Genomic DNA, 15722 nt, shown 5'->3' with positions numbered 1-15722 from the left:
TCAACCCCCACTTGACAGCAGGTCGCGGATCGTGGTCGCGGGTTCGGTACGGCCTCCGCCCGCTTCCTGGTAGCCGGTGAGCATGGCGGGGGCCTTCGCGGTCGGGTCGCCGAAGCCGGCGATCTGGGTCAGGGCGGTCAGTTGCGCCACCTGGGCCAGGCCGTCCTGCACGTCGTCGAGGTAGCCGGCCGCCTCACTGGCCAGGCCCGTGTCGATGCCCTGCAGGGCGTCCAGGCTGGTGGGTGCGGGTGGGCGGACGTACTCCAGCAGCTGGATGCGGTAGTCGAACCGGTCCACGTGCCCGGCCTGCTGGGTGACGTCCAGGCCTGTCACCACGACGTTGGCGACGTACCCGTCGGCGGCCGCGTCGGCGAGCAGGTCGAGCTGCTGCTCGGAGCGGAACGCCTCCCGCAGCGCCGCGAGTTGGGTGGCGGCGTCCGGCCCGAAGAACGATCCGGTCAGGCGCAGCTCGACGCTGGACCGCCCGAGCTGCTGGATCAGGTCGCCGTTGAGCGCGGGGACGGCGTGCCGGGCGACGCGGGCCCGGTCGCGGACGCGTACGTCGGTGAGATGGTCGAGGGACACCGGTCCGAGTTGGACTGCCACGGCTAGTCCTCCGTCGTTCCGTAGCTGCGGAGCACGTCCAGGCGCAGCCGGTCGGTCATCGCGTCGAGAAGCGTCTCGACCAGTTCCTCACTCGGCTCCGGGGCCGGCTGCGCGCCGGTCGCCCAGCCTTCGGGGTCCTCAGGTGCGTGGCCTGCGGTGGTGCTGGGGTGGTTCGGCCGGCCGGCGTACGGGGCGGCTGGGCGGGCCGGGGTGGTGGGGTGTGGCGGTGGGGCGGCATCGGGTGCCGGTCCGGCGTCCTCCCGCGTGGCGCCGGGCTGGGACGGGTTGTCGGTGAGGTTGGCCCGCAGGATCGAGAGTGCGGCGTGCGGGTCGGTGCTGACGCGCAGCGCCCCGTCGCGTGGCGTGGTCGCGCCGTTCAGCTGGCCCGCGTCGGCGGCGGGGACTCCTGCCGTGGCCGCGTACTCCGAAAACCCCTGCGCGGCAACGGGTTTCGCCGGTCCCGGCGGCGCGGACAGGGCCGGGTCGTTGCGCCGGCGCAGACCCGGATCCGGTTCGGTGACGCGCCCGTCGACGGCCGGTGCGCCAGGTGCGGCCCGGTCGGCCTCGGCGTCAGCCGGAACGCCGGCCCGCACGCTCGCCCCACCAGGACGAACGCCGAACACGGGCTGCCCGTCGGCCACCGGGAGGTCCGCCCGGCTGGGAGGCGTCGCGTCAAGCCCGCCGGACGCGCCCGCTGGAGTCGCCCCAGGACGTCGCCAGGGCCCGGACCAGCCCCGGTCCGGGCCCCGGCGACGCGGGCTCGCCCACTCGCCGGCCCCTACGGCGTCGGGAACCCCCTCGGAGGTCTCGCCCATGATCTCCCCGGTCGGCTGCTCCCCGTCCGGCTCGCCCACCCGGCGCGGCAGGACGACGTCCAGGCCCAGCAGCGGGTCCTCGAACATCGCCTCGGCCGCGGGCGCGGCGGTCATGCCCGCCGCCCGCAGCCGGGTCAGGTTCCCGGCCAGCCGGGTGACCCGCGCCTCGACGGCCAGCAGCGCCGCGACCGCCGGGATCCGTACCGGGCCCGCCCCGGACCCCGAGTGGGGTCCGGCTGTCAACGCGCACCTGCCGTCTGCTCGCGGAGCCGGTCGACCCCGGCGAGGTAGACCGCCACCTGGCCGGGTGTGAGCTGGGCGACCTGCTGCGGTGACCAGCCGAAGTGCGTGGCCAGCAGGACGTGCACGTCGGCCATCGGTGAGCTCGTCGGCGCGTCCAGCACCTCACCGTCGGCGGCCAGGCCGGAGACGGTGTTGACGGCCGCGACCAGGAAGTGCAGCAGGCCGATGCTCAGTGCCCGCACCTGCTCCAGCGACAGCCGCGGTTCGACCAGCGCCTCCTTCACCATCAGGACCGGCACCAGGCCCGGGTCGTCGCGGGCCGCGCGGGACACCAGCACCAGGGTCTGGACGGTGAGCGGCCGCAGCCGCACCACCCCGGCCGGGATGTCGTTCCCGGCCAGCGGGTCGAGCAGCCGACCGGGCAGCTCCACGTCGTGCACCATGGACGTGCCTGCGAGCAGGTCGTCCGCGGTGAGGGTGCGCATCAGGCCTCCTCGTAGGTCAACCGCATCGCCTGGAACGTCACCGACTCCAGGACGAAGTCGCTGCTGACGCCGAGGTTGTAGGACCAGGAGTCGAACCGGACACCGAACGCGGTGACCTTGGCGTAGGCGGCGGGTTGGGCCACGTCGCGCAGGGTGGCGACGGCGTTGAACGCCGGCTGCGCGAACCCTGGCATCGCCGGTGGGCTGGACGCGCCGTCGCCGAGCAGCAGCCGCAGCAGGGCCCCGTTGATGTGGGCGCGTTCGGCGGAGCCCGTGACAGCGACCACGCCAGGCCGCAGCGCAGCCGGGTAGCGGCGGCCGATCTCGTAGAAGGGTTGGACCTCGCTGGTGACGGCAAGCCGCACGTTGGACAGGCGTCCGACGGCGTTGCTCAGGTCGTACTGCGTGATCAGTGCCCCTGCCGCGCTTCCCTCCACGGACTGGCTGTCGTCCGCTGCGAGCACCAGCGTCGCGTCGGTAGCACGGAAGACCTCGGTCGGCATGTGAACTCCAAGGCTCTAAACAACGGGTGGACGGCTGCTGAACGGCGTCAGCGGAGGTACGGCGTCTAGCGGAGGTAGGCGTCAGCGGAGGTACATGGTCACGAGGACGAACTCGATGCTGAACGTCGGTTGGAGCGTCATCACCACGCTCACCTCGCCGCGGATCTCCTGGGCGCGGTCGGCGAAGACGTCGAGCTCGTAGCCGGTCAGGGCCTCCTCCTCGACCATCCGGGTGAGGAACCCGTCGAGGCTGGACTTGAGCGCGTCGCGGACGCGCACATTGTTCAGCCGCCCGATGTAGGGGTCGGCCGCGGAGCGGACGCCGTAGCGGGCGTAGTCGACGATCCGCCTCGTGGGGATGGCGGCGTACGGCATGCCCTCTCCCTCGGAGGTGATGCCGCGCAGGACCCGGAAGCCGCCCTTGCGGACGACGGTCAGGACGTTGCCGCCGATGAGCTGGCCCTGCTGGCCGCGGTTGAAGTCCTGGGCGACGTCGGGGATGTTGAGCGGCTTGTTCGTCAGGCTGGTCTGCGGGCTCACCGAGGCGACCAGGCCGGCGACGGCGGCGGCGGTGTAACCGGCGGGCAGGCTCGACCCGTCGGGGTAGCGGATGCCGGGGGCGACGACCACGACCCGCCCGTCGGCCATGCCGTGGGCATTGAGCTGCTCCACGCTCTGCCCGGCGGCGCCGATCACACCGATCCGTTCGTGCTCGGAGTTCGCGGTCAGCGCGAGGTGTCCGAGCAGGAGGTCGCCGTGGGTGGTGGCGTGCTGCCCGGCGAGGACGACGATGTTGACGAGCTGGTTCTCCAGGGCTTCCAGCCCGGCGGCGTAGTCGTCGCGGTCGGCGTCGGCGCCGTCGGCGCCGTGGGCGTTGCTGCCCCTGCCCATCGCGCCCTGGTCGTGGGCGGGGCGCTGCCCGCCGAGCAGGGCGTCGGCCTGCGCGGTGACGAGCTGGGAGGCTGCGTCGACGCGGGCGGCGAGGAATGCGGCGTCGGGGCCGACGAACGTCTCGGTCGTGCCCGCGTTGGCGAGGCTCAGTCGCACGCAGCTGTCCCGGTCGAGGAGGTAGGTCACCTCGAGGGTGTCGCCGGCGGCCTGGCTGGGTGCCTCGCCGGGTGCGAAGTCGAGCTGGCCGTTCCAGGTGGTCAGCAGCACCTGGCCGGGGGTGGGGTCGGCATGGCCGACGGCGTAGGTCGCGACCACCTGTGCGGAGGGGCCGGGGACCTCTGCGGCGGCGAAGACCAGTTCCCCGCTCGCGGGGTCGATGCGGACGGTGCCGGCCGCCGGGGCGCCGGGGCTGTCGTAGTCGATGGCGTCGCCGGTGTAGTCGACGGTCTCCGCGCCGTCGCGCACGCTGATCCGCGCGGCGGGTACGCCGGGCTCGACCGGGCGGCCGGTGAGGAAGTACCGGCCGGCCGCGTTGGGGCGGACCTGCTCCTCAGACTGCAGCCGCCGGTAGACGAGGTCGAAGCCGCCGGCCTGCCCGGTGGCGCCGCGGACGATCCGGACCCGGTTGCGCGGGGACGGGACGACCGGGGTGTAGCGGACCTCGTCGAAGGGCGCCTCCAGCGACTCCCGTTCGACCAGGCAGTCCTCCTCGGCGTCCTCGACACTGACCTGCACGGCGTTGCCCCAGCTGCCCGGTGTCCGGGCGGTGAGCACCGCGATCTGCTGGCCCGCGTCGTTGCGCAGCGCGAACGACGCCGAGGACTTGCTGGCGCCCGCGACCCGGACGGCCACGACGGTGGAGGCACCGTTGGCGTAGGCGAGTTCCACCGCCCGGACGAGCGTCAGCGGGTTCGCGCCGTCGGTGGGGTTGCGCGGGTCGTCGGCAAGGCCGAACGCCGTCCTCGCCTGGCTGGGCAGCGCCAGCGTCACCGCCTGGCCCACCGGCCCGTTCGACGCGGTTCCCACGATGCCCAGCACCCCGGTCGCGATGCGCCCGGCGGAGATCAGGCCCTCCGCGCGTACGTCGATGTATGTCCCTGGAATGATCGTCTCGGTCACGGAACCAACCCCCACTGCTCGGTCAGGCGCTTCATCGGTTCGTGGGATGCGTGAGCGCGGTACCTCGAGGCCGCATCCCCTGGGTTCACGTCGAATCGGGTGTTCCACGTTCTGGAGCCGCACACTGGTGCTGGCCCGGCTCGGGTCTGGTTCCTGGGTCCGGGCACACCGGGTGGAGCGTTCGGCGTCACCGGAGCAGGAGAGAACAGTCGCGCGGCGGAACGTGAACGCTGCGTCGAAGCGGGTACGACGGACTGTTCATGGGCAGCTGGTCGGCCAGCTGGAAAGGGTGCGTCTTTCGTGAAGACGCGCTCGGCGTCCCTGCCTGCGAGGCTGGGCCACGGGCCGAGCGTCACATGTGCGTCGACCGGCTACGAGTCGTCGTCGAGAACCACCAAAGCCCCCCAGGTCGATTCGGTGCGTGATCGCAGACCTCATGATCACCCACGAAGGCCACCTTGTCCGGCGAATTCGGCGATCACGATCACCTGGCGCCACCGTCCTTCTTGGCTTTGGCGCGTTGGGCGACCTGAGCGGCGTCGCCGTCGCGGCCGTGTGCCGGCCAGCCGCCGCCGTCGGGAATGCGGCCGGCCTTCCCCCGGCCGAGGATTCGCGCACGTCGAGCCCTAACCCCGAGGCCGACCACCTTGGGGAGGCACACGCGCGACGAAGCCGACGGGTTTGCTCCGGAGCGATCATCTAGAGCGCGGCTTGGGCTTGGGCTTGGGCTTGGGCTTGGGAGAAGCGCTGGCGCGTCGATGACGCTTGGCCGTGACGCAAGCAGATCAGGCCATCGTGGCCCCAATAGGAAAGCCCTCAGTCCGACACCAGGCTCAGCAAGGCGTCGGCCACTATGTCCGGAGCGTACGACTCTCCTGACGCCACCGCGACCAGGGTTTCCTGCCCGTCGACACGCTCTCCCACGCCGTCCGGTCCGGTCCGGAGGAGAGAGGAGCTTATCCTTGAGTGGCCGCTCGAAGCTGCTCGGCAGTCAGCGTGGTCGTGGCCTGCGCACCTGGCAGGGCCTCCGCGGCGAAGCCCAGGGTGGCCGCATTGGCGTCGATCACGGCCAACAGCGCGTCGGCGGGGTCGTCGGCGTAGATCTGGTCCCCGGTCAGCAACAGCTGGTGCGGGCGACGCGACGGGTTGGTGACTGTCGGCCCGATGAGGCGGTCGAGTTGGTTCAGCATGTCCACCCCGCCGCCATGGGGCTTGCGGCAGGAGGCGTGGATCAGGCGCAGACGGTTCGGGTCGTCCGGCGCGTGTCAGACGTCGCCGTCACGGCCACCACGTCGTAAACGCGCACCGTCACCTTGGTCTCTTCGCGAAGCGCGAAGAAGAAGGTCGTCGTTGCCGGCTCGACTCGACGCAGAATCGGCTCACACAGAACAAGTGGAAGATCTTCCAGTCGGACTGGGTGCCACATCGCCCCTCCCCGAGGTGACGCCAAGCAGCCCGAGGGTAGCGATCGAATGTCGGAACGCCGGGACTTTCGACAACGCGTGGCCTGATCCGGACTGCGTACCGAGAAACAGCCCACGGCTGTGGCTGCGGGCAGTATCGCCGCGTGCCTCGAGGCTCCCTGGCGACAGCGCGGTGTGCACTGCGCCAGGACGGACCCGACCCACGCGCATGCGGCTTCCGGGCCATCTTCGCCGTCCAGGCCCCAAGGCGCTGTTGTCTCCGGGGCATCCCCATTTCTCCGTGTTGCCGCGGCCAGGAAACTCGATCTTGACGGCGACTCGAGGCCGGTGTAGAACCTCAGACTGAGATCTGCGGTCAAGGGGGCACGAACGGGGATTGCCGAGCCTGGAGAATGCGTCCAGATTCTCGCTGGAACATTCAAAGAAGCGCTCGGAGCGATCCGTTACGGCAGCGTGGTGACGCAGACTGATCACTGTGGAATCGACGATGCCGTTGGCGTCGTCCCACGTCCAGGAGGGGAACATGGGCGTAGGGTGGATCGACGATATTTACAACAACACCGACGCACGCTGGTACCTGAGGTCCGTCGACTCCAGTCACAACGGGTCACTCGCTGGCGGCGGAACCTCTTTTGTGCTGGACGGCGGCGCTTATCATTCTCTGGCGCCGCGAACGCATTACCACGCTGACTGGTGTGGTATTCCGTGGTATTACAACGGGCAACACTTCAAGGCAATGTCCAGTGACATGCGGCAGAACGTCCAGTTCTTCACGTCACAGGTAGATGGGAAGAACTGGGTGTACTACACGAACGGGGTTACCGGAGCGACCATAGCCCGTCAGGAGGCCCCCAAGGTCGACTTCCACTGTCGCCTACGGTTCGAGGCCGACGGCAACTACCTCGACATCATCAATGACGACAGCTCCACGCAGGAAGCGGTGACCTACATCTACACGGAGCTGAAGACCTGGGCGCAGATGGCCATGAGTGCCCTTGGCGGAATCCTCAAGAAGAACAGCGGCGGGGGCTGAAACGGCTAAACCCGCATTGGCGAGACCGGGCCGAGGCAGTCGGCCGGCCTCGCTCGCAATTTCTCAATGAGCTGGCCGTGTTCGCCGTAGATGTCGTTCCGTTGTCCGCGGCCGGAAAGTGGAAGTCGATGCGTCGTCGCTCTGCTTCCATGTGTCTTACTCCGCGACTCGCGCAATGGCGGTGTCGACGGGATGGTTAACCGGTGCTGCTGTCCAGTGCGCCAAGGTCCGGGCGATGGAGACCGCCCGTCGATCCTTGCGGTGGATGGCTGCGGGAATCCAGGTGTACGGGGTGGACGCCGCTGCGTTGCATCGATGCTGCGAGGCGGCGACATGGCTGATGTCTTGACGTGGATGGGGGTTGGAAGATGGGTGACGAGAACACGGCTGCATCGGATCTGGGCCTTACGGCAGACCAGGCGGCCGATCAGACGGCCCGGTTGATTGGGCCCGATGCCGAGCTGGAGCAGCCGTCCCAGGACCAGGATGCTGCGATTGACGGCGAAGAGCCGGACCAGGACCACAACGCTCTGACGCCTGGGCTGCACCGGGAGAAGCCAGCCGTGAGAGCTCGTGTCGGCGAGGTCGTGGACCTTGCCCGCAGGCAGTTGGGGATCGGGGAGGATCCCCCCGGGAGCAACCGCAACAAGTTCACCTCGTGGTACGGCACAGCAACGGCATGGTGCGCGATCTTCGTGCGGTGGAACTTCGTCAACCCCGAGGGTTTCCCGTCGGGATGGTCCGACTCCGAGCTGAACCCGACCTCGGCGTACTGCCCCGCAGTCGCGAGGTGGTACCAGCAGCAGGGCCAGTGGGTCAGGATCGAGCACGGTGCTCCCCGACCCGGTGACCAGGTCTTCTTCGACTGGACGCGTGGGCGTTCCGGCAGTGGCTACAACCACACAGGGCTGGTCGAGGCAGTTCACGCCGACGGCACTGTCACCACGATCGAGGGGAACTGGTTGGACGGTGTCCGGCGGGTCCGGCGTACGAGCTACTACATCGTCGGGTTCGGGCGTCCCGCCTATGACGACGCCCACCCTGTGCCGCCCACACCCGCACACCCGGCGCGGTACAAGGTGAAGATCGCCGGGCTGGAGTACGGCTACGGCGCGACCGGCAGCCAGGTGACCGAGGTCGGGAAGGCACTGGTGGCCAAGGGCTTCGGCAAGCACTACAAGACCGGGCCCGGCCCGCGGTGGACCGACGCCGACACCGAGAACTACAGCGACTTCCAGAAGTCCCTCGGCCTGTCCGGCCGCGACGCCGACGGAGTTCCCGGCCCCGACAGTCTCAAGAAGCTCCTGGGCCACCTACCCACGATCACACCGAAACGCCCCGATCACGTCGTCGACCTCGCCCACCTGGTCAGCGCCGCGAAGCAGGACCCCGCCCGCAAGCAGGGCGGCACCACGCCCGGCGCAGCCGAGGACGTACGACTCGTCGAAGATGCACTCCACCGCGAAGGCCTGCTCGCACAGACCTACGCCGGCGACGGCAGCTTCGGATCGGCCACCGTGCAGGCGTACCGCAAATGGCAACTGCGCTGCGGCTACGGCGGTAAGGACGCTGACGGCATCCCCGGCAAGGACTCCCTCACACGTCTCGGCAAGAAATACGGCTTCACGGTGGGATAGCAACCTGTACGGAACACTGCGCCCGGCATCGTTCGGCCCTGACTGAGTAGAGCGCACGCAACAGCCCGCTTGCGCAGATGCTCGGCACGGGAACGAACGTTCGCCGGGGCTCGCAGGTCGGCCCGGTCGGGTCGAAAAGGGCCCCAGATTCACGATCCTGGGGACCCAGTTCTTTTGAGGATTGGTCAGTGGGTGACTTCGACGGTGAGATCGTGTTCGGCGGCCGGATGGTCCGGGTCGAATGTCCGGGCCAGTCGTAGGCGGTAGGTCGTGACGCCTACGGCGCGGCCGATGATGACTAGCCTCTCCGGGGCGAGGGCCATGGGGGGGTGGCTCGGTGGTGCCGTCAGTGCCCTGGGTGGTAGCGGGTAGCTGGCCGATGTCGACACGAATCTCGGCCACCTCGGCTTCGCTCAGTGGTGTCGCCGTCCAGTCCAGCCCGGCGACTGCGTAGGACGGGAGAGATACCGCCTGCTCCTTGCCTACGGCCAAGGTCACGTGGGTGGGCAGGTCACCGGTGTCGATGGTCATTGTCAGGCTGGTCCGATGACAGGGCCTTCGTGCCAGCCGAAGCCGTCACGCCAGTAGTGCTGCATGGTGCCGTCAGTGCGGACTGCGACGCACTCGAGATTGCCGTGTGGTGAGCCGTAGCCTCCCTGCACGAGGGTCGCGCCGGACCGGGCGATGTTGTGGCCGAACAGCGGCCCGTTGTGCCATCCGCCCCCGTCACGCCACAGGTGCTGGAGCTGGCCACCGCTGACCGAGACGACGACTTCGAAGTTGCCGGCGAGTGGCGTCCAGTTGCTCCTATGTCAAGCGGCGGCCGTCACGGCCGGGTCGTGGTTGATGTTGGCGTCGGCTTGCAGGGCACGGTAGACGACGTCGGAGAGTCGTCGTTTGAGGGCACGGATCGACTCTGTCTTGGTATCGCCTTGAGTCCGTCGTCGTTGGAGAAACTCTCGTGCCTGTGGGTGGTAGTGGGCCTGGGTGATTGCGATGCGGTGCAGAGCGGCATTGAGTTGTCGGTTGCCGATGCGGGATAGCCGATGCCGTTCGTGGTTGCCGGACCAGACCGGGACGGGGGCGGTCCCGTTGTGGCGTGCGAAGGCGTGCCGGGAGCGGAACCGTGTGACGTCGGCGGTCTCTCCGATGATCTTTGCGGCGGTCAGGATCGCGCACCCGGGCAGCTCAAGCAGGTTCGGCGCCAGGCGGGATACCAGCGGTTCGAGTTCACGGTCGAGCGCACGGATCTGCGCGGTGAGGTCGCGGCAGCGGTCCACGAGGTCTCGGGCAAGTCGGGCCACCAGCCCATCGATGCCGATCAGGCGAGCGGTGACGCCGGCAAGGTTCTTCGGCCTCCACAAAGTGCGGGGCGGGAGCTGCCAGGACGGGTCGATCTCGTGGAGGTGCCAGCGAAGGCGGTTGATCACACGGGTCCGTTCGGCGACCATGTCGTCGCGGTGGCTTAACAGCAGCCTGACTTCGCGTGCAGGCCCGTCCAGACGCGCGGTCGGCAGGTTCGGCTCGCGTAGGGCCGCTCGCGCAACCGCCAATGCGTCGATCGGGTCGGACTTACCGTAGCTGCGGGCGCTGTCGCGGACATGAGCCATCAGCTTGGGAGGGACGCGCACGATGCGTTCCCCAGCACCGAGCAGGTCACGTTCGAGACGTCGGGACAGGTGTCGGCAGTCCTCAACCGCCCACATCCTCTCGTCGCCGAACTGCTCTGCCCACGTCAGCGTGGCCAGGTGATCGTCGGTGGTTGTTCCGGTCGTGCGCTGGCCGAGCTTACGACCGAGGTCGTCGACCGCGACGACGGTGTGGCTGCGCTTGTGAGCATCGATTCCGAGTACGACCATGGAACCTGTCTCCCTCTTCATTCGGTGATGGGTGACAGGACCGGCCGGTGGGCACAGCTCAGTTGGGGCGACGCCACGCTCCTATCAAGCCACGCCGGTCGGTCCAGCAGGTCCCGGCCGGCCGCACAACTGGACATGGCCACCAACGGCACAGAGTGGTGGAGCGAGCCAGCCGAGCCCTGCACGTCACCTTGACACTGAGCAAGGTGGTGTACGGCAGGCGCTTGTTGATGGGCGTGTCGTAGACGCGTAGAGCGGCGATCCCTGTCGACTACGTGGAAGCGCACCGCCGGCTTGTTGAACAGTCCGCGCTCGACTTCGCGGGTGTTCAGATCTTCGTGGATCAGCCAGCAGACACGGACACCTCTACCCCCACGCGCCGCAGTCCGCTGCTCGAAGTCCGTTGGTGTCAACGCTTCGCGGAAACTGACCCCGGGCGGGGGTTGCAGTGGTAAGTCACTTCGGCCTCAGCTTGAACATGACAAGGCTGATCCCGGTGGCGACGTAGAGGCTTCCGTCGTTCGCGGTGAGATTGCGAGACTCGTTGAGCATCGGAATCATCTCTACACACCGGCCGGTGGCGACGTCCCACAGCCGCACGGTCTTGTCCCAGCCGGCGGAGGCGAGTAGCCGTCGACCGTCGGGGCCGGTTCCGAACGCCACCGTGGTCACCTGCTCGGTGTGCTCGGCGAGGGGGTTGCCGAACGGTCTGCCTGTGTCGACGTTCCACAGGCGGACCGTCGCGTCCTGACCGGCGGAGGCGAGCAGTCGGATGCCGTCGGGGCCGGTCCCGAAGGCGACCGCGGTCACCGGTCGGATGTGTTCGACCAGGGGAGTGGCGAACGGTCTACCGGTGTCGACGTCCCACAGCCGCACGGTCTTGTCCCAGCCGGCGGAGGCGAGTAGCCGTCGACCGTCGGGGCCGGTTCCGAACGCCACCGCGGACACCCGTTCGGTGTGTTCGGCGAGAGGGTTGCCGAACGGTCGGCGAGTGTCGACGTCCCACAGTCGTATCGTTTTGTCGTTGCCGGCGGAGGCGAGCAGTCGTAGGCCGTCGGGGCCGGTCCCGAAGGCCACCGTGTTCACCTGTCGGGTGTGGCCGGTCAGGGCGGCACCGAACGGCTCGCCGGTGTCCACATCCCACAGCCGGACTGTCGTGTCCCAACTGGCGGAGGCGAGCAGGCGCCGGCCGTCGGGGCCGCTTCCGAAAGCTGCCGCCGTCACTTGCCGGGTGTGGCCGACCAGCGGCGAGCCGAACTGGCGGCCGCTGTTCGCGTGCCAGAGCCGGACCGTATTGTCCCAGCTGGCGGAGGCGAGTAGTGGTTGGCCGTGGGGGCCGGTTCCGACGGCTACCGCGTTCACCTGTCGGGTGTGCCCGGTCAGGGTGGTGTCGAACGGTTGCCGGCCGTTCGCTACGTCCCAGAGTCGTACTGTCATGTCCCAGCTGGCGGAGGCGAGCAGTGGTTGGCCGTCGGGGCCGGTTCCGACGGCTACCGCGTTCACCTGCTGCGTGTGGCCGGTCAGGGTGGTGCCGAACGGTTGCCGGCCGTTCGCTACGTCCCAGAGTCGTACTGTCATGTCCCAGCTGGCGGAGGCGAGTAGCGGTCGGCCGTCAGGGCCGGTTCCGAACGCCACCGAAGTAACAGGTGCGGTGTGGCCGACCAAGGGCCTCCCGAACGGTTCGCCGGTGTCCACGTCCCACAGTCGAACCCGCTTGTCACTGCTGGCGGAGGCGAGCAGTCGCCGGCCGTCGGGGCCGATTCCGAACGCCACCGCCTTCACCGGTGCGGTGTGGCCGGTCAAGGGCCTACCGAAGGGTCCACCGGTGTCCGCGTCCCACAGCCGGATCGTCTTGTCGTCGCCGGCGGAGGCGAGCAGCCGTCGGCCGTCGGGGCCGGTTCCGAAGGCCACCGCCATCACAGGTGCGTGGTGGCCGGTCAGGGGTTCACCGAACTGCCGGCCGGTGCCCGCATCCCAGAGCCGTATCGTCGTGTCCCAGCTCGCGGAGGCGAGTAGTTTCCGGCCGTTGGGTCCGGATTCGAAGGCCACCGAAGTGACAGGTGCGGTGTGGCCGGTCAGGAGAGTACCGAAGGGTTGTCCGGCGTCGACGTCCCACAGCCGGACCGTCATGTCCCAGCTGGCGGAGGCGAGCAGTCGCCGGCCGTCGGGGCCGGTTCCGAAAGCCACCGCGTTCACCTGTCGGGTATGGCCGGTCAGAGGAGTACCGAAAGATCGGCCGGTGTCGACGTCCCACAGCCGGACCGTCTTGTCGCTGCTGGCGGAGGCGAGTAGTCGCCGGCCGTCGGGGCCGGTTCCGACGGCCACTGCGTTCACCTGTCGGGTGTGGCCGAGCATTGTCCGATGCGGGGTACCCAGACTGTGCGCCCATTCGGGCTGCGAAAGCCCATGACGGGCGCTGTTGAATCTGTTCCGGAGATTCTCCAGCCCGAGGTGAGCTGCTGTGAGAGCGAGGAGGGCGAGCTTCTGATCGGCGGTGAGATCGACGGCGCGGTGGGTGCATGTACGTACGACGACCGCCGCCGGCGGGCGGTCGTATGTAGGCGTCGCCTCGACAATGGCTGCGAGCCGGGCGATATCTGCATTGGCCAAGTAGTCGGTGCGATCGAGTAGGTCGCCGAGTTCCGAAGCGCGGGCCGCATGTTCGGCCGCGTGATCTCGGGCGTACGCATCATGAGCCCACCCACCGCTGTCGTTCACGCGAGCGAGTAGCGCCCGGTACACCGCCTGATGGTCGGAGAAGCTGCGCTGTTGCAGCAGCTGGTCTGTAAGCGCCTGGTGGAACAGCCGGGTGGTACGGCCGGCCTGTTTGCCGGTTGTGCTCAGGAGATAGTCGGTGGCCGCGCTGTCGCGCAGCATGTCGATATCGTGCTGACTCACCTGATAGCCGAGCGCTGCGGTGAACCGCAGCCAAAGCTGGTCGCTGACGCCAGCCCCGTGGGCGAACGCCAGACCGGTGAGCAGTGCCTTGAGGTGGGCCTTCCGGTCGGATGGGAGGAGGTCGAGGTACTTGGTCAGTGCCTCTCCGACGCTGGTGGGCAGGTGGTCCGGATCGAACCCCGGCGCAAGAGGGTCGACGAGTTCGTCCTGCTGAGAGAGCAGGTCGGCGGTCAGTGCTGCGACGAGGAAGTTGTCGCCGGCCTGGGCCGCGATCAGTGCGGAGAGCCGTTCGCAGACTTCGGGATTCCGGCGATAGCCGGTCCAGGCGGCCTCTGGTGGGCCAGGACGCTTGACGCCTTCCTGGCCCAGCAGCGCGGTGGCGAAGTCGCGCAGCGCCTGCCGGTCGCGGTAGAGGGGGCCGTCGAGGTCGATCAGGTTCTGTGCCTTCTCGTCACGCACGCCCAGGCTTGACAGTAGGCCACCTGGCTCGTACCACTCGACGGCGGCCAGCGGGCGGGTGGCGACCACGACCCGCAGCCACGGCAGGCGGGCCAGCTCGACGAGCAGTCCAGCGATGGTCCGGCGATCAGCTTCACTGGCCGCCTCGTCTAGCGCGTCCACCATGACCGCCAGGCGCGCCGGCTCAGGAGACAGGCCGTCGAGTGCGGCCAGCAGGCCGATCGCGTGGTCGGGGGTCCTCAAGCCGTGAGCGTCTGATATCGCGTTGATGAACATCGGAGCGTCGGCTTCCCTGGCATGCACCACGACCCCGGAGGCGTGCGGAGAAACAGGCGGTGCGGCTTCGGCAGCCAGCGCGGCGCGGGACAGCACGGCGGACTTGCCGGCGCCGGGCTGGCCGGTGATGACCAGGACTCGTCCTGGTGACCGTCCATCTTCAAGCCAGCCGCGGACCTTCTCCAGTGCGTTCTTGCGCCCGCGGAACATGTCCCCGCCGGCGAGCCGGCCTCGCTGCCCCGCCGCCCGGGCCTGCACGTGCGAGCGGGCACCCTCGCCCGCGAACAGCCACGGTCGGCGAAGCGCGGGCCACACACTCTCGATCGTGGTCAGCGGCAAGAATCGATCGAACCTCCCGGCCTGGGCGCCTTCCACCAGAATCCCGGCCAGCGCCCCGTCCGGATCGACCACGGGCCCACCGCTGTGTCCTGGCAAGGTGCCGAGGTCTCGCCAGTCCAGCTGCACCGTTCCGGCGGTGGACGGGCCCGAGACGTCGAAGTCTCGCCACACCCCTTTCGGCACCTTCTCCGCCCGCGGGTAACCGAACACCTTGACTCTCGTGGGCATCCGCCGCCTCGCCGCCAGCCCGATCGAATCGGCGGGGGCTTCCCCATGCCGCAGCCGCAGTACCGCGAGATCGACCTGGGCAGGTTTCGGGAAAGGCACCAGGTCCACCGGCAGGTCATGGGACGCCGATGGAAACGCGACCATCAATTGTTGTCCCGAGACCGCCTGCTGCACGACGTGGGCGGCGGTCAACAGATGCTCCCCGTCCACCAGGACCGCTGATCCGGCACGACGTCCGCCGACCCACACCTCCGCAGTCGCGGCAACTACGGCATCGAGATCTGCCGTCATGACCGTCGTACGTCCGGTTCCGCCGGCGTCCCCGGTTCCGCCGGTGGCTCCGGCTTCCAGGCCAGTTTCAGCTTGAGGCTTCCCGACGCCGACGACTTCGCCACGAACCAGCCAACCTCACCGGACAGCCCGATCGAGATTTCCATCTCCACCGTGTCCGGTTGCAATCGCGCCCTCAGTGACCGGTACACCTGTTCGGCAGCGGCCCCGATCGCCTCCAGGTGCCCCGCCGTACCGGCCGCCAGTTCCCCTACGTCCGGCCGGCCACCATGGAGCTCCACCAGGTCAGCTTCCGCCGTTTCGAACAAGACCAGCGGTGGACCTTCACCGGACCGCTCGTCAGGTGCATCCTCGGCAATCGGCACGGCCACAAAGTCCGCCATCGGCACCCCCCGGGACACTGGCGTGTGGCTTTGCCTGTTCAGCTGGGCTCAGGCCAGCCATGCGCATTCTTGAACGTTAGCGGGGCGCCACCCGGACTGCAGTACTTCAAGCGGACTCATCGGAAATCGGCCGAACGGTCGAATGTGCGCGTGGCACGTACGGCGTCAACTGTCCGCGACCCGCCGCGCCCTCCCATACTCGGCGTGACTCTCCGACCCTCGTGCCACCCAAA

General features: G+C 68.8%; 11 protein-coding genes. 2 read left to right on the top strand and 9 right to left on the bottom strand.

Features of this window, described 5'->3' with window-relative positions; translation table 11 throughout:
• The 6 genes from FHR37_RS21065 to FHR37_RS21040 form a co-directional block, all read right to left on the bottom strand.
• Positions 1 to 606: a DNA circularization N-terminal domain-containing protein gene (locus FHR37_RS21065; protein ID WP_092890509.1), complete on the bottom strand. Its 606-nt coding sequence runs from the start codon at positions 604 to 606 to the stop codon at positions 1 to 3.
• Between the two features lie 2 nt (positions 607 to 608).
• Entirely contained in the window at positions 609 to 1664 is a 1056-nt protein-coding gene (locus FHR37_RS21060; protein WP_092890506.1) for a hypothetical protein, read from the bottom strand.
• On the bottom strand, positions 1661 to 2149 hold the full coding sequence (locus FHR37_RS21055) for a hypothetical protein (protein WP_092890503.1): 489 nt from the start codon (positions 2147 to 2149) through the stop codon (positions 1661 to 1663). The genes FHR37_RS21060 and FHR37_RS21055 overlap by 4 nt, the downstream gene beginning before the upstream one ends.
• Entirely contained in the window at positions 2149 to 2652 is a 504-nt protein-coding gene (locus FHR37_RS21050; RefSeq protein WP_092890500.1) for a hypothetical protein, read from the bottom strand. The genes FHR37_RS21055 and FHR37_RS21050 overlap by 1 nt, the downstream gene beginning before the upstream one ends.
• 81 nt (positions 2653 to 2733) lie before the next feature.
• Positions 2734 to 4662, bottom strand: coding sequence for a phage tail sheath C-terminal domain-containing protein (locus tag FHR37_RS33230; RefSeq protein WP_175542851.1), 1929 nt, complete (start codon positions 4660 to 4662; stop codon positions 2734 to 2736).
• Positions 4663 to 5618: 956 nt separating this feature from the next.
• Positions 5619 to 5852 carry a hypothetical protein gene (locus FHR37_RS21040; RefSeq protein ID WP_092890494.1) on the bottom strand — a complete coding sequence of 78 codons (234 nt, stop codon included), beginning with the start codon at positions 5850 to 5852 and terminating at the stop codon, positions 5619 to 5621.
• Positions 5853 to 6561: 709 nt separating this feature from the next.
• On the opposite strand from FHR37_RS21040, the gene FHR37_RS21035 reads away from it, so the two are divergent.
• The gene (locus tag FHR37_RS21035; protein ID WP_139239263.1) at positions 6562 to 7119 is read left to right on the top strand and encodes a hypothetical protein; all 558 of its coding nucleotides are present in this window, start codon (positions 6562 to 6564) and stop codon (positions 7117 to 7119) included.
• Positions 7120 to 7682: 563 nt separating this feature from the next.
• On the top strand, positions 7683 to 8756 hold the full coding sequence (locus FHR37_RS21025) for a peptidoglycan-binding protein (protein ID WP_202818421.1): 1074 nt from the start codon (positions 7683 to 7685) through the stop codon (positions 8754 to 8756).
• Between the two features lie 812 nt (positions 8757 to 9568).
• Here the strand turns inward: FHR37_RS21025 and FHR37_RS21020 are convergent.
• The 3 genes from FHR37_RS21020 to FHR37_RS21010 all read right to left on the bottom strand — a co-directional run bounded on the left by FHR37_RS21020 (position 9569) and on the right by FHR37_RS21010 (position 15489).
• Positions 9569 to 10615 carry an IS110 family RNA-guided transposase gene (locus tag FHR37_RS21020; RefSeq protein WP_179771016.1) on the bottom strand — a complete coding sequence of 349 codons (1047 nt, stop codon included), beginning with the start codon at positions 10613 to 10615 and terminating at the stop codon, positions 9569 to 9571.
• Between the two features lie 456 nt (positions 10616 to 11071).
• Positions 11072 to 15106 (bottom strand): trypsin-like peptidase domain-containing protein, encoded by a 4035-nt coding sequence (locus tag FHR37_RS21015; protein WP_238344804.1) that lies wholly within the window; start codon positions 15104 to 15106, stop codon positions 11072 to 11074.
• Entirely contained in the window at positions 15103 to 15489 is a 387-nt protein-coding gene (locus tag FHR37_RS21010; RefSeq protein ID WP_139239149.1) for a CU044_2847 family protein, read from the bottom strand. Before FHR37_RS21010 ends, FHR37_RS21015 begins: the two co-directional genes overlap by 4 nt.
• Positions 15490 to 15722 lie beyond the last annotated feature (233 nt).

Origin of the sequence: Actinopolymorpha cephalotaxi, assembly GCF_013408535.1 — a bacterium.
In the GTDB taxonomy this organism is placed as follows: Bacteria; Actinomycetota; Actinomycetes; order Propionibacteriales; family Actinopolymorphaceae; genus Actinopolymorpha; species Actinopolymorpha cephalotaxi.
The sequence above is the reverse complement of the archived record's forward strand: the minus strand, read 5'-3'. Positions and strand labels throughout refer to the sequence as shown.

Bases quoted from the DNA above. Each gene is read 5' to 3' on its own strand.
- FHR37_RS21055 (WP_092890503.1), bottom strand. From the start codon at position 2,149: ATGCGCACCCTCACCGCGGACGACCTGCTCGCAGGCACGTCCATGGTG.
- FHR37_RS21050 (WP_092890500.1), bottom strand. From the start codon at position 2,652: ATGCCGACCGAGGTCTTCCGTGCTACCGACGCGACGCTGGTGCTCGCA.
- FHR37_RS21040 (WP_092890494.1), bottom strand. From the start codon at position 5,852: ATGCTGAACCAACTCGACCGCCTCATCGGGCCGACAGTCACCAACCCG.
- FHR37_RS21020 (WP_179771016.1), bottom strand. From the start codon at position 10,615: ATGGTCGTACTCGGAATCGATGCTCACAAGCGCAGCCACACCGTCGTC.
- FHR37_RS21015 (WP_238344804.1), bottom strand. From the start codon at position 15,106: ATGACGGCAGATCTCGATGCCGTAGTTGCCGCGACTGCGGAGGTGTGG.
- FHR37_RS21010 (WP_139239149.1), bottom strand. From the start codon at position 15,489: ATGGCGGACTTTGTGGCCGTGCCGATTGCCGAGGATGCACCTGACGAG.